At 62.2% G+C, this 23151-nt stretch carries 18 protein-coding genes and 1 pseudogene; 7 read left to right on the forward strand and 12 right to left on the reverse strand.

Features of this window, described 5'->3' with window-relative positions; all coding sequences use genetic code 11:
• Positions 1-88: 88 nt before the first annotated feature.
• Together ABWV89_RS13740 and ABWV89_RS13745 are read right to left on the reverse strand one after the other, a co-directional pair.
• Positions 89-2875, reverse strand: coding sequence for a bifunctional acetate--CoA ligase family protein/GNAT family N-acetyltransferase (locus ABWV89_RS13740; RefSeq protein WP_353397789.1), 2787 nt, complete (start codon positions 2873-2875; stop codon positions 89-91).
• A 38-nt stretch (positions 2876-2913) separates the two neighbouring features.
• Positions 2914-3579, reverse strand: a complete 666-nt coding sequence (locus tag ABWV89_RS13745) for a DUF502 domain-containing protein (RefSeq protein WP_353397791.1) — start codon at positions 3577-3579, stop codon at positions 2914-2916.
• Positions 3580-3753: 174 nt separating this feature from the next.
• Here ABWV89_RS13745 and ABWV89_RS13750 point away from each other — a divergent pair, with 174 nt between their 5' ends.
• On the forward strand, positions 3754-4116 hold the full coding sequence (locus ABWV89_RS13750; protein WP_353397794.1) for a hypothetical protein: 363 nt from the start codon (positions 3754-3756) through the stop codon (positions 4114-4116).
• A 40-nt stretch (positions 4117-4156) separates the two neighbouring features.
• On the opposite strand, the gene rsmI is transcribed toward ABWV89_RS13750, so the two are convergent.
• Positions 4157-5095 carry a 16S rRNA (cytidine(1402)-2'-O)-methyltransferase gene (gene rsmI / locus ABWV89_RS13755; RefSeq protein WP_502903216.1) on the reverse strand — a complete coding sequence of 313 codons (939 nt, stop codon included), beginning with the start codon at positions 5093-5095 and terminating at the stop codon, positions 4157-4159.
• Between rsmI and ABWV89_RS13760 the strand changes: the two genes are divergently transcribed.
• Genes ABWV89_RS13760 through ABWV89_RS13770 form a run of 3 tightly spaced genes read left to right on the forward strand, consistent with a single transcriptional unit; the run spans position 5095 to position 6824 of the window.
• Positions 5095-5520: a YraN family protein gene (locus tag ABWV89_RS13760; RefSeq protein WP_353397797.1), complete on the forward strand. Its 426-nt coding sequence runs from the start codon at positions 5095-5097 to the stop codon at positions 5518-5520. The genes rsmI and ABWV89_RS13760 overlap by 1 nt on opposite strands.
• A gap of 30 nt (positions 5521-5550) precedes the next feature.
• Positions 5551-6174, forward strand: coding sequence for an SIS domain-containing protein (locus ABWV89_RS13765; protein WP_353397800.1), 624 nt, complete (start codon positions 5551-5553; stop codon positions 6172-6174).
• Positions 6171-6824: a BON domain-containing protein gene (locus ABWV89_RS13770; RefSeq protein WP_353397803.1), complete on the forward strand. Its 654-nt coding sequence runs from the start codon at positions 6171-6173 to the stop codon at positions 6822-6824. Before ABWV89_RS13765 ends, ABWV89_RS13770 begins: the two co-directional genes overlap by 4 nt.
• Before the next feature lie 96 nt (positions 6825-6920).
• Here ABWV89_RS13770 and ABWV89_RS13775 read toward each other — a convergent pair whose 3' ends face one another.
• The 4 genes from ABWV89_RS13775 to ABWV89_RS13790 all read right to left on the reverse strand — a co-directional run bounded on the left by ABWV89_RS13775 (position 6921) and on the right by ABWV89_RS13790 (position 11024).
• Positions 6921-7805, reverse strand: a complete 885-nt coding sequence (locus ABWV89_RS13775; protein ID WP_353397806.1) for an NAD(P)-dependent oxidoreductase — start codon at positions 7803-7805, stop codon at positions 6921-6923.
• Entirely contained in the window at positions 7805-8428 is a 624-nt protein-coding gene (locus tag ABWV89_RS13780; RefSeq protein ID WP_353397809.1) for a chalcone isomerase family protein, read from the reverse strand. The genes ABWV89_RS13775 and ABWV89_RS13780 overlap by 1 nt, the downstream gene beginning before the upstream one ends.
• A 44-nt stretch (positions 8429-8472) precedes the next feature.
• Positions 8473-9609, reverse strand: coding sequence for a PilT/PilU family type 4a pilus ATPase (locus ABWV89_RS13785; RefSeq protein ID WP_353397812.1), 1137 nt, complete (start codon positions 9607-9609; stop codon positions 8473-8475).
• 371 nt (positions 9610-9980) lie between these two features.
• Positions 9981-11024: a type IV pilus twitching motility protein PilT gene (locus ABWV89_RS13790; RefSeq protein ID WP_353397815.1), complete on the reverse strand. Its 1044-nt coding sequence runs from the start codon at positions 11022-11024 to the stop codon at positions 9981-9983.
• 41 nt (positions 11025-11065) lie between these two features.
• On the opposite strand from ABWV89_RS13790, the gene ABWV89_RS13795 reads away from it, so the two are divergent.
• Positions 11066-11782 carry a YggS family pyridoxal phosphate-dependent enzyme gene (locus ABWV89_RS13795; protein WP_353397817.1) on the forward strand — a complete coding sequence of 239 codons (717 nt, stop codon included), beginning with the start codon at positions 11066-11068 and terminating at the stop codon, positions 11780-11782.
• Between the two features lie 58 nt (positions 11783-11840).
• Here ABWV89_RS13795 and ABWV89_RS13800 read toward each other — a convergent pair whose 3' ends face one another.
• Together ABWV89_RS13800 and ABWV89_RS13805 are read right to left on the reverse strand one after the other, a co-directional pair.
• Positions 11841-12389 carry a DUF3617 domain-containing protein gene (locus ABWV89_RS13800; protein WP_353397820.1) on the reverse strand — a complete coding sequence of 183 codons (549 nt, stop codon included), beginning with the start codon at positions 12387-12389 and terminating at the stop codon, positions 11841-11843.
• A gap of 140 nt (positions 12390-12529) precedes the next feature.
• Positions 12530-13012, reverse strand: coding sequence for an Lrp/AsnC ligand binding domain-containing protein (locus tag ABWV89_RS13805; protein WP_353397823.1), 483 nt, complete (start codon positions 13010-13012; stop codon positions 12530-12532).
• Positions 13013-13102: 90 nt separating this feature from the next.
• Here ABWV89_RS13805 and ABWV89_RS13810 point away from each other — a divergent pair, with 90 nt between their 5' ends.
• Entirely contained in the window at positions 13103-16222 is a 3120-nt protein-coding gene (locus ABWV89_RS13810; protein ID WP_353397826.1) for an L-glutamate gamma-semialdehyde dehydrogenase, read from the forward strand.
• Positions 16176-18029, forward strand: a pseudogene (locus tag ABWV89_RS13815) (carboxyl transferase domain-containing protein); the annotation flags it as partial. The gene ABWV89_RS13810 and the pseudogene ABWV89_RS13815, both read left to right, overlap by 47 nt.
• Positions 18030-18041: 12 nt before the next feature.
• Here ABWV89_RS13815 and ABWV89_RS13820 read toward each other — a convergent pair.
• From ABWV89_RS13820 to ABWV89_RS13830, 3 genes are read right to left on the reverse strand one after another with little or no spacing between them, the layout of a single operon-like run.
• Positions 18042-18527 (reverse strand): response regulator, encoded by a 486-nt coding sequence (locus tag ABWV89_RS13820; RefSeq protein WP_353397829.1) that lies wholly within the window; start codon positions 18525-18527, stop codon positions 18042-18044.
• Entirely contained in the window at positions 18524-21562 is a 3039-nt protein-coding gene (locus ABWV89_RS13825) for a PAS domain-containing sensor histidine kinase (RefSeq protein WP_353397832.1), read from the reverse strand. Before ABWV89_RS13825 ends, ABWV89_RS13820 begins: the two co-directional genes overlap by 4 nt.
• Positions 21563-21613: 51 nt before the next feature.
• Positions 21614-23113 carry an FAD-linked oxidase C-terminal domain-containing protein gene (locus ABWV89_RS13830; protein WP_353397834.1) on the reverse strand — a complete coding sequence of 500 codons (1500 nt, stop codon included), beginning with the start codon at positions 23111-23113 and terminating at the stop codon, positions 21614-21616.
• Between the last annotated feature and the right edge of the window lie 38 nt (positions 23114-23151).

Genomic DNA, 23151 nt, shown 5'->3' on the forward strand with positions numbered 1-23151 from the left:
TCTGGCGTCGTCGAAAGTCACGCCCTCGTTGGCGAAGAGAGCCCTCCGGATCGGGGGCTATTGCATCTGCATGCAGATGTGCGGCGGCTCAGTCGGCCTGCAGGCGCAAGACGACCTCGCGCGCGTCTTCGTGCTCGGAGGACTGTCCGCTGGACGGGGAGCTGATGGCAAAGCCGAGTGAACGCGCCAACGCCAGCATGCCCCGGTTCTCCCGCAACACCGTGCCGGCCAGCTCCTGTGTTCCTTGCCCGCGCAGATATTCGATGAGCTTTTGCATCAGCTTGTGCCCAAAGCCCTGGCCTTTCAGGTCGGAGCGCACCAGCACGCCAAACTCGGCAGTGTGGTTGTCCGCGTCGACCCTGGCGCGCACTGCGCCGAGCGTCTCTTCGGCCTTGCCGTCCGCGGTGGGCCGCGTCAGAACAAACGCCATCTCGCGGGCGTAGTCGATCTGTGTGAGTTGCGCCAGCTCAGTGTGTTCGATGGTGCGGCGACTGTAGAAGATTCGCATCCGGATGTCTTCCGGGTCCATTTGCTCCAGAAATACGCGATGTTGTGCCTCATCCTCAGGCCGGATGGGGCGCAGCACATAGGTCGCGCCATTGTGCTCCCAGGCCTCCACAAGCGACTGCGGATAAGGCTTGATGGCGAAGTGTCCAGCTCCGCCCGGGCAGTCGGCGCTGACCCGAACGCGCGCATCGAGCGCCACCACGCCTTCATGGTTGACCAGCAGCGGATTGATGTCGAGCTCGGCCACTTCCGGCACGTCAGCCATCAGCTGGGAAATGCTCACCAGTACTTGCTCGATGCCGGCCATGTCGGCGGCAGGCTCGTCGCGGTAGCCCTTGAGCAGTTTGGCGATGCGGGTCCGCTCAATCTGCGCACGTGCCAGCACATGGTTGAGCGGTGGCAATGCCAGAGCTCTGTCCGCCAGCACCTCCACGGCGGTGCCACCCGCGCCAAACAGAATCACAGGGCCAAACACCGGGTCGACGCTGGTGCCAACGATCAGCTCGTGCGCATGCTTCATCTGCACCATGGGCTGGACGGTGAATCCTTCGATGGTGGCATCCGGTCGCTCCTGCTTCACGCGCTCGAGCATGGCCTTGCAGGCTTGCTCCAGTTCCTGTGCGTTGCCGATGTGCAGCTTCACGCCACCGACGTCGGATTTGTGTGTGATCTCCGGGGAGAGGATCTTCAGGGCGACGGGGTAGTGCATCGCCTCGGCGGCGTTCACAGCTTCTTCGGCATCTGTGCCCACCACCCGGGTGGGGACCACAGGCAAGCCGGCCGCTTCCAGCAACTGCTTGGCTTCGGCCTCGGTCAGCCAGCGCCGCTTGTCCTTGAGTGCGCCCTGTATCAGCGACCGGATCCGGTCTTTGTCGACGGGCTTGGTCGCGTGCTGGGTAGCGGGGGTTTGGAGCAGCTCTTCCTGGTGCAGCCTGTAGGTGCGCAGGAACGCAAAGGCGCGCACCGCTTCTTCTGGCGTGTCGAAGTCTGCGACACCGCCGGCGCGAAACAGTTCGCGGGCGGACTGGACGGCACGGTCACCCAGCCAGCACCCGAGTACCCTGCCGCCCATGGGGCCGCGCTGTGTGGGTATGTCGCTTGCGATGGGGGGCGCTGATGGCGTGCTCTTGTTGTCCGGTATCGGCCGCCATGGACCGGCATCTGTTGAAGGCTCGGGAGACGCCACCGCTGGCAACAGCGCCCGCGCAATGTCCGGGCTGGGGACAATGGCCGTGGGGGCATGGATGAACAGCACGGCATGCTCGGTGCTCGACTGCAAGGCCGCCATGGCATCGCAATAGCGTTGGGCAGGCGCATCGCCAATGATGTCGATCGGGTTGGCGCGCGACCAGTTCGGTGGCAGCACGGCGTCCAGTTGCTTGAGCAGGTCGTCGTCAAGATCGGGCAAAGGCACGCCGGCCGCAGAGGCGGCGTCTGCCGCCATGACACCCGCACCGCCGCCATTGGTCAGCACCAGCAACCCGTCGGATGGGCCATCCCGGAATCGCGAGAGCGTCTCAGCGGCGAGAAACAGGTCGTGCAAGGTGTCCACCCGCAACATGCCTGCGCGGGCAATGGCGGCATCGAACACGTCGTCGGCGCCCGCGAGGGCGCCGGTATGCGATGCCGCTGCATGCTGGCCCGCAGCGGACCGTCCGGCCTTGACCACGATGACCGGCTTGTTGCGAGCTGCCGCTCTGGCGGCTGACATGAACTTGCGCGACTCTTCAATGCTCTCGATGTACAGGAGCACCGCCCGCGTCTTGGGGTCATGGGCCAGATAGTCGAGCATGTCTCCGAAGTCGACATCTGCCCGTTCCCCCAGGGAAACAAAGTGCGAAAAACCTATGCCCCGGGATGCTGCCCAGTCCAGCATGGCGGTCACCAGCGCACCCGACTGGGACACAAAAGCCAGCGAACCCGGCTTGGCGCCGATGTGGGCAAAGCTGGCGTTCACCCCGTGATGCGGAGCCAGCATGCCAATGCAGTTGGGGCCGAGGATGCGCAAGGTGTGCTGGCGGGCCTCGTCCAGCATGGCCTGTTTTTGCTGCTTGTCCAGGCCTGCACTGACCACAATGGCAGCCTTGGTGCCTCGCTTGCCCAAGTCGGCGATCAGGCCGGGAACGGTTTTCGGTGGCGTGCAGATAACGGCAAGGTCAGGCGCCTCAGGCAGCTTGTCGACGTTGGCATAGCACTTGAGCCCGCTGAGCGAGGTGTGCTTGGGGTTGACCGGGTAAAGCCTTCCCTGAAAAAGACCGCCAGACAGGTTGCGCCAGACGGTGCCGCCGACGCTGCCATGACGGGCAGAGGCGCCCAGCACGACAATGGACTGAGGGGAGAAGAGCAGGTCGAGATGTCGGGTACTCATGGTGTCCAAGTGTCGGGCGGCTGTGCGTCAAATCTGTGTCAGCCGTCGCGGCCTTCCGGTGTGGACGGGGCCGCCGCGTCGGCTGAGGGGGGCGCGGGCGATTCCGCTCGCTTGCGGTCGACAGCTGGCCCGGCTGACATGAAGGCAATGAGGGCCATGCGCATCGCCTCTTCGACTGGCATCTTCACCGGCGTGACCCAGGTCCGCGGGACGAAAACCGTATAGCCGCCAATCATGTAACCCATGGGCAGATACACCGCCACGTTGTCACTCTCGCCCAGGACGCCCGGCAGCCCCTTGAGGTTCTGGCGTGTCACGAGGCCGACCATATGCAATTCCTGGCCGGGGATCTGCAGCTTGACCACCTGCTGGACGTTGTCTTCGTGCGGCGCGAAATAGTCGGCAAAGTTCTTGAGGGAGGAATAGATGCTCTTGACCAGCGGCAAGTTGGTAAACGGCAGCTCCACCAGCGATACCAGCCTGGCGGTGAACGGCTGCGAGACAAGGTAGCCCAGCGCCAGAATGCCGATGGCGCCCAGGGCGATGCCCAGACCGGGCAGGTAATACTCACCGACGATCGGCTGCACCAGACGCATGGTCAGGCCTTCGATCCAGGAAACAAACATGACCAGCACATAGACGGTCAGCGCCAGGGGCAAGAAGGAGATCAAGCCCCGGAAAAAGTAGCGGTAGATGTGCTTCATGAACAGAAAATCCGGATTCGCATGCTGTGATGCAGCATATCAGCAAGCGGCGGTTAACATGGAGGTCCGCGCCAAAAACATGGTGCCGGGTGCGTTTGCGGCCGCTGGCTCTTGCAAAAAGCCATGCTGACCCCATCTTTTTCCTGTTCGAATGCCCACATTCCCAGGAATTCCATGTCCACGATTGCCATGTCCAGTTTCTCCGAAGTCCTCAACTCCCTGTTTCGCGGTGTCTTGCGACTGGTGTTGGTGGTGGCTTCCGGGATTTTCGTCCTGAGCTTTCTGGCCGCAGCCCTGATCGTGGTGGTGGCCGTGTCGCTGTGGTCGCTCCTGGCCGGAAAAAAGCCTGCACCCGTCATGATGTTCGAGCAGTTCAAGGCGCGTTCGCAGCGTTTCGGACAGGGGCAGTGGGGTCAGGGTGGTGCAGCCAACGGACGCGATCCTGCGTCCGGACAGAACGCCGATGTGGTCGATGTCGAGGTCATTGAAGTGGAAGAGTCTGCCGTTCGCAAGGATCGTGAGACGCCGCTGCGCTGAACGAGCCGACTCGCCGGCTGTCTTCGCTCACTGGAGAGCCTCAGTCCTGAGCCTTGAGGGCCAGCGCTGCGTCATACAAAGCGTTTTTCGACTCGCCAGTGATCTCGGCACACAGCTTCACCGCCGACTTCAGTGGCAACTGCTCCAGCAATAGTGACAGGGTTCTGCCGGCGCTTGCACTGACGGTGGCTTCTTGGTCGTCTTCATCCGCGCTGCCTTCTGCCGGGTGAATCACCAAGGCGTATTCGCCGCGGCTTCGCTGCGCATTGGCGGTCAGCCACTGAGGCAAATTCGCTGCCTGAATGGGCTCGATTTCCTCGAACTGCTTGGTCAGTTCGCGGCCCACAGTGATCACTCGCTCACCCAGAGACTCCGCCAGCTCCTTGGTCAGTGCTGCCATTCTGTGTGGCGCCTCAAGCAGCACGATGGTCCGGGGCTCCGCCGCCAGGGCCTGAATCTCCCGCTTGCGCTCGGCCCCTTTGGCCGGCAGAAAACCCATAAATACAAATCGGCCGGCCGGCTGGCGCGGGTCGCTCGAGACCAGGCCAGAGACGCTGAGCAGGGCAGTCACGGCACTTGCTCCGGGCACTGGAATGCACCTCAGTCCAGCTGCTTGAGCCGTTTCCACCAGCCGCGCGCCAGGATCGCTCACGCCTGGAGTACCGGCGTCGCTGACGTAGGCAACCCGTTCGCCGGCTTGCAAGCGTGCCACGACACTGGCTGACGCCTCCAGTTCGTTGTGTTCGTGCAAAGCCAGCAATGGCTTGTGCAGGCCCAGGCTCTGGAGCAGGGCGCCGGTATGTCGTGTGTCTTCGCAGGCCACCACGTCCACCAGATGGAGGACGTGCACTGCCCTCAGGCTGATATCGGCCAGATTGCCGATCGGCGTGGCCACCATGTACAGCGTCGACTGCGGATAATGCTGGTGGGCGGCCGCGTCACGGGCGGCTTCCGACAGGGAGAGGGATCGGACAGTCAATGTGGAAACTTCATAAACAGGGGGCAGCCCAGTCTGCCCCGTTATCGGGCAAGACCACGAAGGCACGTGGCGATGCGGCGGAGGACCAGGCGTTGGCGCATTTGCAGCGCAAAGGTCTTGAACTGGTCAGCCGGAACTTTCGCACGCCCGGACGCGGTGGTGGCGAGGTGGATCTCATTATGCGTGAGGCAGATGGCACCCTGGTGTTTGTGGAGGTGCGCCAGCGAGCCGGTCTTGCCCATGGCGGCGCGGGTGGCAGCATCACGGTTCACAAACAGAAACGCATTGTTCTGGCCGCGCGGCACTTTTTATGGCAGCTGGGGTCTGAACCTGCATGTCGGTTTGATGTGGTACTGATCGGCCGCGACAGTGAACAGGTGCCACAATGGATACAAGGGGCTTTTGAAGCACCTGCAACGTTTTGAAGCCGCCGCAGCGCGGCTATGATCGGAACCATGCTCTTGCAACGCATCCAACAACAATTCATAGACAGCGCCGATCTGAAATACCAGTGCGCACAGAGTCTGGCGCCGACCGTTGAGGCTGCCATTGCGGCCATTCTGGCCTGCGTGACGGGTGGCGGCAAGGTGCTGGCCTGTGGCAACGGTGCTTCTGCGGCGTCGGCCCAGCACTTTGCTGCCAGTTTTGTTGGCCGGTACGAGCGCGACAGGCCCGAGCTGGCTGCGCTGGCCCTGACCGCGGACGGTGCTGTCATGACGGCTGTCTCAACCGATTGGGACTCTCGCAGTGTCTTTGCCCGCCAGGTGCGCGCGCTGGGCCATGCGGAAGATGCCCTGCTGGTACTGTCGACCAGTGGCAACTCCGCCAACGTCATATCGGCGGTGGAGGCGGCCCACGAGCGTGAGATGACGGTCATTGCGCTCACAGGCGCCAAAGGCGGGCAGCTGGCCAGCGTGTTGCGTGACACCGACGTGCATGTGTGCGTACCGCACGATGCCTCACCCAGAATCCAGGAAGTGCACCATATGGTGCTGCATTGCATTTGTGACGGCGTTGATGCCCAGCTCATGGGCCTGCCCGAAGATGATTTGACCAACGAAGTGGAGAGCTCGACATGATTCGTCTGCGTACTGTTCAGCGCCTTGGCGCACTGGCACTGGGGGCCGCGGCCGCGGGAGCCGTGATGACGGCCTGCACCCCTTTGGTGGTGGGTGGCGCGGCCACCACCGCTGCTTTGGTGGCCACCGATCGGCGCACCTCCGGGGCCCAGCTGGACGATCAGGGCATTGAGCTTCGTGCAGGCAACGCCATTCGCGATGAAGTGGGCACGCGGGCGCGTGTGGACGTGGTCAGCTACAACCGGCACGTGCTGCTTGTCGGTGAGGTGGCCAGCCAGCGAGACAAGGAGAAAGTCGAGGCTGTCGTGGCGGGTGTACCCAATGTGCGCCGGATTTTCAACGAGCTGGCGGTCATGAGCACGCCAGCCTTCAAGGAGCGGGCCAACGACGCGCTGCTCACCGGCAAGGTCAAGGCAGCGATTGTGGATGCCCGCGATATCAATGCCGCTGCGTTCAAGGTGGTGACAGAGCGCAGCACGGTCTACCTGATGGGCCTGGTCACGAATGCGGAAGCTGAGCGGGCGACCGAGGTGACGCGCAATGTTCAGGGCGTGCAGCGCGTTGTCCGTCTGTTCGAAATCGTGAACAATGAAACCGCGCTCAAGCTGCAGGCCAAGGAGCCGCCAGAGCCACCTTCGCACGCGCGTTGATCGCAGCACGCGCTGCCGATTCAGGAAAGCCTGCCATGAATCCACGGCAGGCTTTTTTTTCGGGGGGTGGGGGAGCTTGAAGCGTCGCCAGTGCGGTCAACGTAGCCGGCGAATCAGGCTGGAGGTGTCCTGTCGGCGGCCTCCCAATGCCTGGACGTCGGCGTAGAACTGGTCAACCAGTGCCGTGACGGGCAGGCGGGCGCCATTGCGTTTGGCTTCTTCGAGCACCAGGCCCAGGTCTTTTCGCATCCAGTCCACCGCGAAACCAAAGTCGAACTCATCTTTCGCCATGGTCTTGCCGCGATTGTCCATCTGCCAGCTCTGTGCCGCCCCTTTGCCGATCACATCGAGCACCCGCTCCATGTCCAGCCCAGCCTTCTGACCAAAGGCGATCGCCTCTGACAGGCCCTGGAGCAAGCCACCGATGCAGATCTGGTTGACCATCTTGGTCAATTGTCCGGCCCCTGTCTCACCCATGCGGGTAAAGGCGCGAGCGAACGCCATGGCCACCGGCCTGGCACTGTCGAACGGGGCTTCGTCGCCACCACACATCACCGTGAGCACACCGTTTTCTGCACCCGCCTGCCCGCCAGAGACGGGGGCGTCCACGAAATGCAGGTCGAGCTCTCGTGCTTTGGCGTACAGCTCGCGTGCCACGTTGGCGGAAGCGGTGGTGTGGTCGACAAAGATGGCGCCAGGCTTCATGCCGGCAAACGCACCTGCCTCACCCAAGGTGATTGACCGCAGGTCGTCGTCATTGCCGACGCAGGCAAACACGATGTCGGCGTCTTTTGCCGCGTCTCCTGGTGTGGCCGCCATGGTGCCACCATGCTGGGTGCACCATTGCTCGGCCTTGGCTGCGGTACGGTTGTAGACAACGACCTGATGGCCTGCCTTGGCCAGATGGCCTGCCATGGGGTACCCCATGACGCCCAGACCCAGGAATGCCACCTTGTGTGGTGCGACCGGGATATCACTCATCAGTAAATCGCCTTGGGTTGTTGTTGAGGTTCCGGGGATGCTGGCGCAGCGCCGTTTCCGCTGAGCAGCTTTTCCTTGAGCCGGAAGTCGGCGGGCGAAGGGCCTACCCAGATATTGAGCACCATGCGAAAGAACTCCAGGTCACCAATGGGCGCGCCCTGAGGCTCACCGGCAATATAGAACTGTGTGCCTTTGCCGGGCAAGTACTCCATTGCAAAGGTGTCGTCTTCGACGAGCTTGGCGCGGCCTGAAAACACTTCGATCAACCGGTTGGTGGATGTCAGGTGCTTGCTCACCAACGCCTTCTCGTTGTTGGCCGCCAGCCCCTTCATGAACGCCACGCCCAGGTCTGTGCCGGGCAGGTCGCGTTTGGCCACGAAGGCCAGCTTCATGGGGCCATCGATTCTGAGCAGCTCAGCCGATGTTCTGGCCGGCTTGGGCAAGTACAAGCCAAGGTCATAGACCTGAAAGATGGCCTTGTAGCGGGTGCCTTCGCCGTTGAGACTGAGCTTGGTGCCGGCTACGCTGGTGGTCGATGGCAATGGGGCAGCTGCCACTGCGGTGGCCGCCCAAAGCAGGGCCATGGCCGCGGCGGTCCGGGCCTTTCGGGTGAGGAAATTCATTTGTACGGGATGCGTGCGTTTCAGGGCCTGGCCGGCCGCAGACATCAGACGATGGTGAGGTGTTCTGTGCCGGCTGCCAGGTCACGCGTCTTGGCGCGCTGACTGTTGAGTTTGATCTGCAGGCGCAAGTCGTTGAGGGAGTCGGCGTTTCGCAATGCGTCTTCGAGGGAGATGATGTTGTCCTCGAAAGCGTTGAACAGTGCCTGGTCGAAGGTCTGCATGCCCAGGTTGGTGCTCTTCTTCATGATCTCCTTGATCTCGGAGACTTCGCCCTTGAAGATCAGATCTGCGATCAGCGGCGAGTTGAGCATCACTTCCACAGCGGCGTAGCGACCTTTGTTATCCTGCTTGGGTACCAGGCGCTGCGAAACGAGTGCCTTCAGGTTGAGCGACAAGTCCATCAGCAACTGTGCGCGACGCTCTTCCGGGAAAAAGTTGATGATCCGGTCCAGAGCCTGGTTGGCACTGTTGGCGTGCAACGTGGCCAGACACAAGTGACCGGTTTCGGCGAAGGCCACGGCATGGTCCATGGTTTCGCGATCACGGATCTCGCCCATCAGAATCACGTCCGGGGCCTGGCGAAGCGTGTTCTTCAGAGCCGCTTCCCAGCTGTCCGTGTCCAGACCCACTTCGCGCTGAGTGACCACGCAATTTTTGTGCGGGTGCACGAATTCCACTGGGTCTTCAATCGTGATGATGTGACCCTGGGTGTTCTGGTTGCGCCAGTCCACCATGGCCGCGAGCGTGGTCGACTTGCCTGAGCCTGTGGCGCCCACCAGGATGCAGAGGCCGCGCTTGCTCATGACGATGTCCTTGAGCACTTGCGGCAGGCCCAGTGCATCTACCGATGGCAGGGTGGCCGGAATGGTACGCAGCACCATCCCGATGGAGCCTTGCTGAACAAACGCACTGACACGGAAGCGACCGATGCCACCGGGAGAGATGGCGAAATTGCACTCCTTGGAGCGCTCGAACTCGGCGGCCTGCTTGTCATTCATGATGGCCCGTGCCAGCGCCAGTGTGTGCGTGGCAGACAGCGGCTGTGGCGATACCTTGACCACCTTGCCATCGACCTTGATGGCTGGCGGAAACTCGGCGGTGATGAACAAGTCACTGCCGTTGCGGCTCAGCATCAGCTTGAGCAGGTCATTGATGAATTTCGAAGCCTGATCGCGTTCCATGTTTTCAATCCCTTGTTGTCAGTAGCTGCGGCGGAGCGTGGGGGCCGCCCCAAGCAAGGCCAGCCCCCTCGGGGGGCTGAGGTCTGCGGCTCCAAGCCTGCCTGCGCAGGCTTGGACAGACCGAAGAGCCATGGCCTCTGGCCGTGGCGCGGCCTGCAAGGCGCGGGCACATGCGAAGCGGCGGAGCGTGGGGGCCAAACCGACTCGCCGCAGGGCCGCCCCAAGGCGAGTCAGCCCCCTAGGGGGGCAGCGACCCGCGAAGCGGTGGAGCGTGGGGGCCAAACCGACTCGCCGCAGGGCCGCCCCAAGGCGAGTCAGCCCCCTAGGGGGGCAGCGACCCGCGAAGCGGTGGAGCGTGGGGGCCAATGTTTTCATCCCGGGAAGTTCTCCGGAATCTTGGCCTTGGCGCGTGCTTCGGCCGGGCTGATCACATTGCGCTTGACCAGGTCAGACAGGTTCTGATCCAGGGTCTGCATGCCGAAATTGCTACCGGTCTGGATGGCCGAATACATCTGCGCCACTTTGGCTTCACGGATCAGGTTGCGGATGGCACTGGTGCCGATCATGATCTCGTGTGCCGCCACGCGGCCGCTGCCGTCCTTGACCTTGCACAGCGTTTGCGAAATCACGGCCACCAGCGATTCGGACAACATGGCGCGGACCATGTCCTTTTCTTCCGCCGGGAACACGTCGATGATCCGGTCAATGGTCTTGGCGGCACTGGATGTGTGCAGTGTGCCGAACACCAGGTGACCCGTCTCGGCCGCTGTCATGGCCAGGCGGATCGTTTCCAGGTCGCGCATCTCGCCGACCAGAATGGCATCCGGATCTTCACGGAGCGCTGCCCGCAGTGCGTTTGCAAAAGACAGTGTGTGAGGACCAACTTCACGCTGGTTGACCAGACACTTTTTGGAGTCGTGCACGAATTCCACCGGATCTTCCACGGTCAGGATGTGTCCGTACTCGGACTCATTGAGGTGGTTGATCATCGCTGCCAGCGTGGTGGACTTGCCGGAGCCGGTCGGGCCGGTCACGAGTACCAGGCCGCGCGGGCGCAGGGAGAGATCGCCAAAGATGCGAGGGCAGTTGAGTTGCTCCAGGGTCAGGATCTTGCTGGGAATGGTCCGGAAGACGGCGCCAGCGCCCCGATTCTGGTTGAATGCATTGACGCGAAAACGCGACAATCCCTCGATTTCAAACGAGAAATCGACCTCCAGAAACTCTTCATAGTGCTTGCGCTGTGCGTCGTTCATGATGTCGTACACCATGCTGTGGACCTGCTTGTGGTCCAGCGGTTCGACGTTGATCCGGCGCACGTCACCATGCACACGTATCATGGGCGGCAAGCCAGCCGACAGGTGCAGGTCAGAGGCCTTGTTCTTGACGCTGAAAGCCAGCAGTTGGGTAATGTCCATTCGGTCGGATCCCGTTGTTGGGTTGATACTCCAGACTGATTATGACCACGATTGAAGCCAATCTCCAGCATGTCCGCGCCCGAATTGCGGCCGCATGTGATCGCGCTGGTCGGGATGTGAACGCCGTCACACTTTTGGCTGTCTCCAAGACCTTCGATGTTGATGCCGTTCTTGAGGCGGTTCAGGCGGGTCAGAAGGCCTTTGGCGAGAACTACATTCAGGAAGGGGTCGAGAAGGTTCTGGCGCTGGAGGACATGGTCCGGTCAGCAGGACACGATGCTGGTGTCGAGTGGCATTGCATTGGTCCTGTGCAGAGCAACAAGACCCGTCTGGTAGCCGCGCATTTCCAATGGGTTCAGTCTGTTGACCGTATCAAGATTGCACAGCGGCTGAGCGATCAACGACCCGAGAATCTGCCACCGCTGCAGGTGTGCTTGCAGGTCAATATTGACGGGGGAAACAACAAGTCTGGCGCCAGCCCCAATGAAGTTTTTGAGTTGGCCGAAGCCGTGCACGCCATGCCACGACTGAGCTTGAGGGGGTTGATGAGCATCCCGGAACCGGCCCCCGATTTTGAGGGGCAGCGCAATCTGTTTCTGCGGACAAAAGTGTTGTTTGATAGCCTCAATGATCGGGGCTACGGACTGGATACCCTGTCCATGGGCATGAGCGATGACCTGGAGGCTGCCATCGCGGCGGGCTCCACCATGGTCCGAGTGGGGCGGGCGGTGTTTGGCCATCGCCCACGCAAAAACTGACGCCCCGTAGGGCTGGGCGTCAGCTGTCTGCGACCAATCGGGGTTTTGCCCCAGCTTCTTACTTCTGGGCGGGCATCTTGAACGCTGCCACGCCTTCGCAGCTTTCTCCCAGCCACTGCCCGCTGGAGTCGATGCGCGTGTTGCGCGCCTGGCCCTCGAGCTGCTGGGTGGTGGTGATCACGCCCTTGTAGGACTTGTCATTGGGAAAACTGTACTCGGCATCACCGCTGCTGGCAGGATTGGTGCACTCAAAGTGCATCTTCATCGATGTCTTGGTCTTGGATTTGATCTCGGTCGTGCAATCACCCTTGGTCGGCATGGGCACATCCTGCTTCTTGGCCTGTTCCGGTGTGATGCAGATCTTGACCTTGATGGCACCGCCTCCACCGATGCTCACGCCCTGGCTGGCGAGCATCTGCTCCATCATCTTGCGCTGAGCAGGCGGCATGGAAGCCAGCTGCTCCTGCATCTTCTTCATTTGCGCTTCGAGTTTGGGGTCTCCGCCCATGGTGGCTTCCGTCTCCCACAGGCCGGGCTTGAGTGCCTGGGCCTGGGCTGAGATCGCCAGGAAAGCGGCGGCGGTGATGGCAATTGACTTGATGCGCATGTCGTGTTCTCTCTTTCTCTCTCTTCGAAGTCGTCGTGCGAAAAATAGGTCGATCAGGATGTCGATCTTGTTGGTGTCGATTGTGACCCAAAGGTTCGGCCTGGGTACCCCCCATTCGGGTGGTCGGTTGCGCGCCCCCCTCAAAGAGGGATATGGGTGCTGTGCTTCACCTCTTCCATGACCGCGTAGGTGTGGGTTTGGCGCACGCCAGGCAACTCCCACAACACGCGGCCGGCAAAGGCGCGGTAGCTCTCCATGTCGGCAGTGCGTGTCTTGAGCAGGTAGTCAAAACCGCCGGCCACCATGTGGCATTCCTGAATTTCCTCGTGGGTCTGCACGGCCGCCTTGAACTCGTCAAACACGTTGGCGGTGGTGCGATCAAGCAGCACCTCCACGAACACCAGCATGCCTCTGCCCAGCTTCAACGGGTTCAACCGGGCTTCGTAGCCGAGGATGTAGCCCTCTCTTTGCAGGCGCTGGGTTCGGGCCAGCACGGCGGTCGGGGACAGAGCAACCCTCTCTGCCAGCTTGAGGTTGGAAATTCGGCCATCGTCTTGCAGGGCTTGAAGAATCTTCAAGTCGGTTCGGTCCAGGCTTTTCAGGTCGGAATCGGATGATTTCACTGAAACAATCCAAATCTATAGAGAAAAATTCAAACTGATTTCCGTGATGCTACCCATATTGACCATGTGAGGGCAAGCGTGATGCGAGACATGACCGACCGGCTGCCAAGCCCGTACCGACCCGAAGCCTCTATCGTTCAGGCCTGTCTGGACCAAGTTTCCCCCGCCATTGACTGGGCCAAAGTCCAGGCCCACTCGGGCCAATGGGTGACGGCCGTGCGAGAGCACCCCCCGTCTTTCTGGGCCATGGAGCGACTGCTCCAGGAATACCCCATTTCCCGGGCCGAGGGGCGTGCTCTCATGCGGCTGGCCGAAGCGCTGCTCAGGGTGCCAGACGGTGAGACCGCTCTGGCTCTGACAGCCGACCAGCTCGGCAGTGCCCCGTTCGATCCGGCTGACCATTCCCCGCTCGGCCGGCTCTCGGCCTCCGTCGTGTCCTATTCGCGCCAATGGCTGGAAGGCGGTTCACTGGTCAAGCGGCTGGGAGGCAGAACGGTGGTGGCCGCGACGGTGCGGACTGTGCAATTGCTGGGTCGTCAGTTCGTGCTGGGCGAGTCTATTGGCGCCGCTCTGGGCGAGGCAGCCTCGGCACGCAAGAAGCAGCCGCACCTGCACTTCAGCTTTGACATGCTGGGCGAAGGTGCCCGCACGGATGCCGATGCCCTGCGCTACCTTCAAAGCTACGCCCAGGCCATCGAAGCCATTGCCGCGCAGTCGGACCCCACGCGTCACCCGGGTTTGCAGGACGGCATTTCCATCAAGCTCAGCGCCTTGCATCCGCGCTATGAACACGGTCACCACGAGCGCGTGATGGAGGAGTTGCTGCCCCGGCTCTGGCCGCTGTGCGAGGCCGCGGCCACGGCTGGCCTCAATCTCACCATCGACGCGGAAGAGGTGGACCGTCTGGAATTGTCGCTGGTGCTGTTCGATGCCCTGCTGTCCAAAGTGGCCGAACAGTTCCCGCAGTGGCAGGGCCTGGGGCTGGCGCTCCAGGCGTATCAGACGCGGTCTCTGGAGCTCATCCAGTTGGTGATCGCCATGGCACGCCGCCACCAGGTCCGCCTGATGTGCCGTCTGGTGAAGGGGGCCTACTGGGACGCCGAGATCAAGCGGGCGCAGGAGCTTGGCCTGCCCCACTACCCGGTGTTCACCCACAAACACCATACCGACATCAGCTACCTGGCCTGTGCGCGGGCGATGATTGCCGCCACCGACGTCATCTACCCGCAGTTTGCCACCCACAACGCCGGCACGATCGCCGCCTTGCTGCAGCTGACCGCTTCGCTGACACAGCTGGGGCATACCGCTGATGCTCCGCTGTTCGAGTTGCAGCGCCTGCACGGCATGGGCGAGGGCGTGTACCGCGAGGTGCTGGGCGCCGATGATCTGCATTGCCGCATTTACGCGCCAGTGGGCGCGCACCGCGACCTGCTGGCCTATCTTGTGCGGCGCCTGCTCGAAAACGGCGCCAACAGCTCCTTTGTTCACCAGCTGGCGGATCCGGATGTGCCGGTGAATGAAGTGCTGGCATCTCCGCTGCACGTCACGCCCACCGCTGCATTGCCGGCCGTGGCCGCGCTGTACGGCCCCGGCTTCCCCAACAGCCAGGGGCTCGATGTGGCCGAGTCGGACACGCGCCGTCTGCTGATGGCGGCCTGGGGCAGCGCCTTGCTGCCGGTCGTGACCGAAGCCACCCCCGACGAAGTGGTGTCGGCCGTGGACCGTGCCCGCCAGGCATTCGTCTCCTGGGATGCCCGATCCGTCGAGGACAGGGCCGCCATTCTGAGGGCGGCGGCCGGCGGGCTCCAGGCTTCGCTGCCGCGGTTTTCAGCCCTGATCGTCAAGGAAGCGCACCGCAACTGGTCGGACGCCATTTCGGAGGTGCGAGAGGCCATCGACTTCCTGCGCTACTACGCGGCGCAGGCCCAAACGCTGATGGCGGTGCAGACCCTGCCGGCAGGTGGGGACGGCGTGACCGGCGAGCGCAACCAGTTGCGCACGAAGGGGCGCGGAGCGTGGGTGTGCATCAGCCCGTGGAACTTCCCGCTGGCCATCTTCACCGGGCAGATCGCAGCGGCGCTGGTCACCGGCAACACGGTGCTCGCCAAGCCCGCCGAACAGACGCCAGGCGTGGCCAAAGCCATGGTGCAACTGCTGCACGAAGCCGGCGTGCCGGGCGACGTGCTGCAGCTTCTGCATGGTGCCGGCGAAACCGTAGGGGCACAACTGGTGGGCAGTGAAGGCATCGCCGGCGTGGTGTTCACAGGTTCGACGCCGGTGGCCAAGCGGATCAACCTCTCGCTGGCGCAGCGCCACGGGCCGATCCTGCCGCTGATCGCCGAAACCGGTGGCATCAACGCCATGGTCGTCGACAGCACGGCCTTGCCCGAGCAGGTGTGCGATGCCGTGGTGCAAAGCGCGTTCCGCAGTGCGGGGCAGCGTTGTTCGGCACTGCGCCTGTTGTGTGTCCACGAGTCGGTGGCCGATGCAGTGATCACCATGATCACGGGGGCCGCCAAAGAACTCAAGCTCGGGGCTGCCGAGCACTGGGACACGGACGTCACCCGTCTGATCGACCAGGAGGCCTTTGACCGGGTGCAATCACAGTTGACCGACTTGCGTGGCCGTGCGGTGAAACACTGGACCGAAACGGCCACCTCACCGGTGGCTTGTGAAGTGCCGCCGCAGGTGGTGGAGGTTTCATCCGTTTCGTCGGTAAAAGAGGAGATCTTCGGCCCGGTGTTGCAGGTGGTGCGCTGGTCGGGTGATCCGCTGTCCCTCATCGACCAGATCAATGCCCTGGGATATGGCTTGACGTTGGGCATCCAGACCCGCATCGACAGCCGTGCGGCGGCGATGGCCGCCGCGGCCCGGATTGGCAACGTGTACGTCAACCGCAACATGATCGGCGCCGTGGTGGGCAACCAGCCCTTCGGCGGTGAAGGCATGAGCGGTACAGGGCCGAAAGCCGGTGGCCCGCACTACCTGTTGCGCTTCTGTGCCGAGCAGACGGTCACGGTCAACACGGCGGCGGCCGGAGGGAATGTGGATCTGATGACGCGTTCAGCCGTGCAGCCAAGCGCAAGGATTGCCGTCTGTCGCCGGCTTGACCTTGCCCCATGGGAGGCGGGGCAAGAATGGTGGTATGAACCAACAAGTGTGCGCGCCCATGCAGGCGAATGTAATGGAGTGGCAGGTCCAGCCCGGTGATACGGTTGCGCAAGGCGATCTGCTGGTGATTCTCGAGGCCATGAAGATGGAGCACGAGATACGGGCGCCGCAAGGCGGTCGTGTGCAAGAGTGTTTTTTCGAGGCCGGTGAAACGGCGGAGGAGGGACAGGCTCTTCTGTCCCTCGCGGCTGTTGTGTCTGGCGAAGGCGTTGCTGCGCCCACCCCTACTGCGGCCAACGCAACGGACGAAGCCAGTGCGTTGGTTGGCGAGTCAGGTCCTGCGAGCGGTGCGTCATCTCGCGCCGACTGGCAGCGCTGGCATGAGCGCACGCAGTTCACACTCGATGCAGCGCGCCCGCAAGCCGTGGCCAAGCGGCATGACAAAGGCATGCGCACCGCGCGTGAGAACATTGCCGACCTGTGCGATGACGGCAGCTTCATCGAGTACGGTGCGCTGGCCGTGGCTGCCCAACGCTCCCGCCGCAGTGAGGAAGACCTGATTGCCAATACGCCAGCCGATGGCATGGTTACCGGGATCGGTACCGTCAATGCGCACATCTTCGGTCCCGATCAGACCGGTACGGCCGTCATGGCTTACGATGCCACCGTGTTGGCGGGCACGCAAGGCTTGCGCAACCACCAGAAGACCGACCGAGTGCTGGGTGTGGCGCTGGACAATCAGTTGCCTGTCGTGCTGTTTGCCGAAGGCGGTGGCGGCCGGCCAGGGGATACCGACATGTCCATCGTGGCCGGGCTGCACCTGCATACCTTTGCGGCCTATGCGTCTCTGTCCGGTCAGGTGCCGGTGGTGGGTATTGCCGCAGGGCGGTGCTTTGCCGGCAATGCTGCTCTGCTCGGGTGCAGCGACGTCATCATCGCCACCGAAGACAGCAACATCGGCATGGGTGGACCGGCCATGATCGAAGGAGGGGGGCTGGGCGTGTACCCGCCAGAGGCCATCGGACCGTCCGGTGTGCAGCACGGCAACGGCGTGATCGACATCCTGGTCAAGGACGAAGCGGAGGCTGTGCAGGCAGCGCGGCACTACCTCTCCTTCTTCCAGGGGCGTGTGAAGGACTGGATCGCTCCGGATCAGACGGCTCTTCGACAGTCCGTGCCCGAGAACAGGGTGCGTGCGTACGACGTGAGAACCGTGATCGAAGGTCTTGCTGACAAGGGCAGTGTGCTGCATCTTCGCACCGGCTTTGGCGCGGGCATCCACACCGCTTTGGTCCGGGTGGACGGGCGCCCAGTCGGGGTGATGGCCAACAACCCGCAGCACCTCGGCGGAGCGATCGATGCCGATGCTGCCGACAAAGCCGCCCGTTTCATGCAGCTGTGCAACGTGCATGGCATTCCCATGCTCAGTCTCATCGACACCCCTGGCTTCATGGTCGGGCCCGACATTGAGGCGCAGGCTCAGGTGCGCCACGTCAGCCGCCTGTTCGTCGCAGCGGCAAAACTGCGGGTGCCATTCTTCTCCGTTGTGCTGCGCAAAGGCTATGGCCTGGGCGCCATGGGCATGGCGGCGGGCAGTTTCCATGCGCCGGTATTCACCGTGGCATGGCCCACAGGGGAGTTTGGTGGCATGGGGCTGGAAGGTGCGGTCCGCCTGGGCTATCGCAAGGAGCTGGAAGCGGTGGCGCAAGGGCCGGAGCGTGATGCCTTGTTCAACGCGCTGGTAGCCAAACAGTACGAGCGAGGTGCGGCCATCCAGATGGCCTCCTTGCTGGAGATCGATGCCGTGATTGATCCTGCCGACACCCGCGCGTGGCTGGCCCGCGGATTGCAAACGGCCAAAACAAAGCCGCTCGAGAGGAGCGGCCGTTTTGTGGATACCTGGTGAACCCTGTCGCGTTCAGTTGAGCTCGCCAAAAGTGGTCGATCGCATGCCCGCACCTGCCGACTGCGGAGCCGTTTGATTGATGTTGACCCAGAACTCGCACACGTGCTTCATGGCGCTGAGGAACTCGGCAAACTCGGTCGGCTTGGCAATGTAGGCGTTGGTCCCTGCTTCGTAAGCTCGTTGCAGGTCGCTTGGCTCCGTGGAGGAGGTCAGCACCACGATCGGGATGCTTCGCAGGTGATCCGTGCTTTTGACTTCGCGCAGTACACCGATGCCGTCAAGCAAAGGCATCTTCAGGTCCAGCAGGACCAGTGAAGGATTGGCTGGCGGGCGGTCGGCGAATCGGTCGCGCCGGTAGAGGTAGTCAAGCGCCTGCATCCCGTCGGACACGTGCACCACACGGTCCTGCAAGCCATGACGGGCCAGTGCCAGCCGGGTCAGCTCTGCGTCGTCAGGGTTGTCTTCAACCAGGAGAATGGGTGCTGCGTTTGAGTTCATTTATCCATGGGTGCTAGGTTGCTCGGCGGAGCCATATCGGAGCCTTCGGGCGTGTGGAACGGCATGGAAAAATAGAAAGTGCTGCCTTCTCCCACCCGGCTTTCAGCCCAGATCTGCCCACCGTGGCGCTGAACAATTCGTTTGGTCAACGCCAGACCGATTCCGGTTCCCTCAAAATCTGAGGCCCGGTGGAGCCGCTGGAACACACCGAACAGCTTGTCTGCATATTTTGTATCGAATCCGACGCCGTTGTCACGTACATAGAAAGTGTACCCATTGGGGCCTTCCGTGCGCCAGCCCACTTCGATACGCGCTGTTTCGTTTTTCCGGCTGTACTTGTAGGCATTCCCCAACAGGTTTGTCCAGACCTCGCGCATCAGGATGGCGTCGCACGGAACGATAGGCAGGTCCTTGGCGATGACCCACTCGACTTTTCGGTTGCCTGTTTCGTGGCCGACCTGGGCAACCACCGCCTCGACCAGCATGTCGAATTCCACCGGGGCGGCATTGAGGGCTGCCCTGCCCATGCGGGAAAACGCCAGCAGGCCATCGATGAGCTGACTCATGTGACGCGATGAGCCGGCGATGGTGCTCAGGTACTTCTCAGTCGTGTCGTCCATCCTGCTGGAGAGGTGCTCTTCGAGCAGGCTGACAAAGCTGGAGATGTGGCGCAGGGGAGATCGAAGATCGTGGGACACCGAATAGGAGAATGACTCCAGGTCCTTGTTGGCCTCCTGGAGTTGTTCTGTGCGTTCGTTGACGCGGTTCTCCAACTCCACGTTGAGGTTGTACATCAGCTCGGAGATGCGCTTGCTGTCGCTCATGTCGCGACTGATGCCGGCAAAGCCCTGCAGCTCTCCATCGTCACTGCGCAGTGCAATCAGGACCGACTGCGCCCAGTAGCGGGAGCCGTCCTTGCGAGCATGCCAGCCCTGCGCCTCGTGCTGCCCACGGGCGGCGGCATGCCGCAGCATCTGCTCCGGCGTTGGCTGGCCTTCTTCCATGTCATCTTCGGGGAAGAGCATCCGCACGTGTCGCCCCAGCACGTCTACCGCGGTGTAGCCCATCATGCGCTGGGCACTGTCCGTCCAGTCGTAGATCTGCCCTTCGGTGTCCAGGAAGTAAACGGCGTAATCGCGCAGGTTGTCGACCATGAGGCGGAAGCGCTGCTCGCTGGCGAGCAGTTCGGCCGATCGGTCCTGGATGCGCTGTTCCAGCTCTTCGTTGAGGTTGGCTACGCGCTGCTCGACTTCCTTTTGCGCCGTGATGTCGAGGACCTGTGCATACACGCCCCGGATTTCGCCATCTTCCATGTCGGGCAGGTAACGGGCACTGACATAGATGCGTTTGCCGTCAGGACGTGTTCGCCATTGCTCGAATCGCTGCTCGCGTCCCTGCAAAGCCGCTTCAAGATGTGGTTTGACCGAGAGCCAGACGTCGTGCGGCATGAGCTCTCCGATCGGCTTGCCCAGCATTTCCTCGGGGGTCAGGCTGAACATTCGTTCGTACTCGGCGTTGGCAAACTTGACGCGCTGGTCCGTATCGAAATAGGACAGCAGGCCGGGGACATGGTCGGTGATGGTACGCAGGAACCGCTGATGCTCGAGCAGTGCCTTTTCGGCCAGCTTTCGCTGGGTGATGTCGACCATGGTCGAATTGCTCTGGATGAACTGGCCTGCCTCGTCGAAAACGGCCGAGGTCGACATGTGGATCCAGAACGGAGACCCGTCCTTGCGGGTGATCTTGTATTCGAACGGTTCGACTTCGTTGCCGTCGATCAGCTTCTGCAGGCGACGTTTGGTGGTTTCGCGCATGGCTGGGGGGACAAAGTCAAAGCTGTACTTCTTGCCCACCACTTCTTCCCGGCTTCGGCCAAGCCATTGCAGTGCAGTTTCGTTGGCGGAAACGATCAGGCCGGTCGCATCGATCGAGTGATACCCGCACGGCGCCTGGTTGTACAGCGCTTCCCGCTCCTGCAGGGCTTGATGCAGTGCTTTCGTCCGTTCGCTGACCCGAGTCTCCAGCCGGGTGTTCAGGCGCTGTATTTCCTGCTCCTGCCGGTGCTGTTCGGTGATGTCACGGCTGACCACCAGCAACATCTGAACAGTGCCGATCGCATCCGTGATGGGTGACACCACTGTGTCCCACCAGCCTTGTTGCCGTTCACAGCGGTCGCAACGTGCGACAAACCGGGAGGTGACCCCGAGCGCGCCTTGCTCGACGGCGTTGCGGGCGAGTCGCTGCCCGTCTTCATCCCACCACTGTCGCCAGTCCGAATGCCGGATCGCTTCGGGATCCTGCAGGCCCATCAGGTGGCATGCCTGCGCAGTGATTTCGAGCACATGGCCTTGCAGGTCGATGACCTGTGTGGCGTCGGGGCTGTTGGCGATGATCTGCCGGTTGAGCTCTTCTTTGATGCGGGCGTCATGCTCGAGTGTCCGCAAACGGCTGAGGTCCTGAACAAATCCGAGATGGCCGATCAGATCGCCTGTTTCATCGCGTGTGGGAATGGTTCTGGCGAGGAGGTGGGCAGTTTCCCCACCGGCCTTTCGCATGCGGAACTCCACTTCCAGCCGATCCTGCAAGGGTTCTGCATCTGGGGACCAAACTGAGCGAATCCGGTCTATATCGGCCGGATGCACCTGTTCCTGCCATGCCCAGTCGTGAAAGTCCTCGGCATTTAAGCCAAATATCTGACACAGGCTGTCGTCCACGTGCGTGATCGCACAGCGGCGATTGACCCGGAAGACCCCAATGGGGAACACGGCCGACATGGCCGAGAACAGCTCACGGTAAGCCGCGTCGTCGACCGGGTTGAAGTGGCTCGTGGACTCGCTCGACACCGGCTGCATGGGTGGCTGAGCAATGGGCAGCGCGCGCACCTTCGCTTCGGCGGGAACGTCCTGCCGCAGACGCCGGTTGTCCGCTTCAAGTTGCTCGATTCGTTCAAGCAACTGTGCTTCCCGGCTCGTCGCGGCTTCTCCTTCGGTGTATCCGTCAGGCAGGCGCGGAAGTCTACGCGAGTAGGCACTCATCGCATCCGACTTTACCTGAGCTCACAAAAAGTGACCTGTGAGAATTGACAGTCAGAAACGGCTCAATTCAGGAAAAGGTATTCGCCCGCCACGGACCAGCATTTTTCCGTACTCGGCGCAGCGTTGCAAAGTGGGCACGACCTTGCCAGGATTGAGTAACTCTTTAGCATCAAACGCGTGTTTGATTTCACGCATGAGGGCATTTTCCTCGGGGGAAAACTGCACACACATGCTGTTGAGCTTTTCCACGCCAACGCCATGCTCGCCAGTGACGGTCCCGCCCATCGCGACGCTGGTTTCCAGAATGTCGGCTCCAAACAACTCTGCACGGTGCAATTGGTCCGGATCGTTGGCATCAAACAGGATCAACGGGTGCAAATTGCCATCTCCTGCATGGAAGACGTTGGCACATCGAAGCCCGTATTTGCCCTCCATTTCCTCGATGGCCCGGAGAATGTCGGCCAGTCGTTTGCGCGGAATGGTGGAGTCCATGCACATGTAGTCGGGGCTGATGCGGCCAGACGCCGGAAAGGCGTTCTTGCGGCCGCTCCAAAATCGCAAGCGCTCGGCCTCGTCCTGACTGACCGCAATGGCATTGGCACCTGCGCGGCGCAGGACTTCGCTCATGCGCTCGATTTCTTCCGCCACCTCTTCGGGGGTGCCGTCGCTCTCGCACAAAAGAATGGCAGCTGCCTCGAGGTCATAACCTGCGTGGACGAAGTCTTCCACGGCGGCTGTCATGGGCTTGTCCATCATTTCCAGGCCGGCCGGGATGATGCCAGCGGCAATGACTTCTGCGACAGCCTCGCCGGCGCTTTCCACATCCGGGAAACTGGCCATGATGCAGCGGGCGAGCTGAGGTTTGGGCACCAGCTTCACGGTGACTTCGGTGGTGACGGCCAGCATGCCTTCCGAGCCGATGACCAGGGGCAACAAATCCAATCCTGGCGCATCCAGTGCTTCACCGCCAAAGGTGATGGGTTCGCCCTCGATGGTGAAACCCCGGACCTCCAGCACGTTGTGAATCGTGAGCCCGTACTTCAGGCAGTGAACACCGCCGGAGTTCTCAGCCACATTGCCTCCAATCGTGCAAGCGATCTGGCTGCTGGGGTCTGGTGCGTAGTACAGACCGTATGGGGCTGCGGCCTCGCTGATGGCCAGGTTGCGCACCCCCGCCTGAACCACGGCCGTGCGGGCCACCGGGTCGATCCGGATGATCTGGTTGAACTTGGCCAGCGAGAGGGTCACCCCTTCAGGGTGAGGCAGTGCGCCGCCGGACAGGCCAGTGCCTGCACCGCGTGCCACGACCGGAACCTCCAGCGCATGGCAAGCCTTGAGCACCGCAGCGACCTGCTCCTCATTCTCGGGCAGTGCGACCACCATGGGGCGCTCCCGATACGCCGTCAGTCCGTCACACTCATAGGGCGTCGTGTCTTCCTGGTGCCACAGCACCGCATGGGCTGGAAGGACTTCGAGCAAACGGCGGGCCACCTGTGACTGGCGGGCCTGGCGTTGGACAGTGGAGGGGGCTTGAGTGGCTGAGGCTGACATGCTGGTGCAGGTTCGGTAAAGGTCGAGCACGGATCTGG

This window comes from Hydrogenophaga sp. 5NK40-0174 (assembly GCF_040372165.1).
GTDB lineage: Bacteria > Pseudomonadota > Gammaproteobacteria > Burkholderiales > Burkholderiaceae_C > Hydrogenophaga.

Excerpts from the sequence above, each read along its gene's own strand:
- ABWV89_RS13740 (WP_353397789.1), bottom strand. The coding sequence starts at position 2,875 with ATGAGTACCCGACATCTCGACCTGCTCTTCTCCCCTCAGTCCATTGTC.
- ABWV89_RS13745 (WP_353397791.1), bottom strand. The coding sequence starts at position 3,579 with ATGAAGCACATCTACCGCTACTTTTTCCGGGGCTTGATCTCCTTCTTG.
- ABWV89_RS13750 (WP_353397794.1), top strand. The coding sequence starts at position 3,754 with ATGTCCACGATTGCCATGTCCAGTTTCTCCGAAGTCCTCAACTCCCTG.
- ABWV89_RS13760 (WP_353397797.1), top strand. The coding sequence starts at position 5,095 with ATGTGGAAACTTCATAAACAGGGGGCAGCCCAGTCTGCCCCGTTATCG.
- ABWV89_RS13765 (WP_353397800.1), top strand. The coding sequence starts at position 5,551 with ATGCTCTTGCAACGCATCCAACAACAATTCATAGACAGCGCCGATCTG.
- ABWV89_RS13770 (WP_353397803.1), top strand. The coding sequence starts at position 6,171 with ATGATTCGTCTGCGTACTGTTCAGCGCCTTGGCGCACTGGCACTGGGG.
- ABWV89_RS13775 (WP_353397806.1), bottom strand. The coding sequence starts at position 7,805 with ATGAGTGATATCCCGGTCGCACCACACAAGGTGGCATTCCTGGGTCTG.
- ABWV89_RS13780 (WP_353397809.1), bottom strand. The coding sequence starts at position 8,428 with ATGAATTTCCTCACCCGAAAGGCCCGGACCGCCGCGGCCATGGCCCTG.
- ABWV89_RS13785 (WP_353397812.1), bottom strand. The coding sequence starts at position 9,609 with ATGGAACGCGATCAGGCTTCGAAATTCATCAATGACCTGCTCAAGCTG.
- ABWV89_RS13790 (WP_353397815.1), bottom strand. The coding sequence starts at position 11,024 with ATGGACATTACCCAACTGCTGGCTTTCAGCGTCAAGAACAAGGCCTCT.
- ABWV89_RS13795 (WP_353397817.1), top strand. The coding sequence starts at position 11,066 with ATGACCACGATTGAAGCCAATCTCCAGCATGTCCGCGCCCGAATTGCG.
- ABWV89_RS13800 (WP_353397820.1), bottom strand. The coding sequence starts at position 12,389 with ATGCGCATCAAGTCAATTGCCATCACCGCCGCCGCTTTCCTGGCGATC.
- ABWV89_RS13810 (WP_353397826.1), top strand. The coding sequence starts at position 13,103 with ATGACCGACCGGCTGCCAAGCCCGTACCGACCCGAAGCCTCTATCGTT.
- ABWV89_RS13820 (WP_353397829.1), bottom strand. The coding sequence starts at position 18,527 with ATGAACTCAAACGCAGCACCCATTCTCCTGGTTGAAGACAACCCTGAC.
- ABWV89_RS13825 (WP_353397832.1), bottom strand. The coding sequence starts at position 21,562 with ATGAGTGCCTACTCGCGTAGACTTCCGCGCCTGCCTGACGGATACACC.
- ABWV89_RS13830 (WP_353397834.1), bottom strand. The coding sequence starts at position 23,113 with ATGTCAGCCTCAGCCACTCAAGCCCCCTCCACTGTCCAACGCCAGGCC.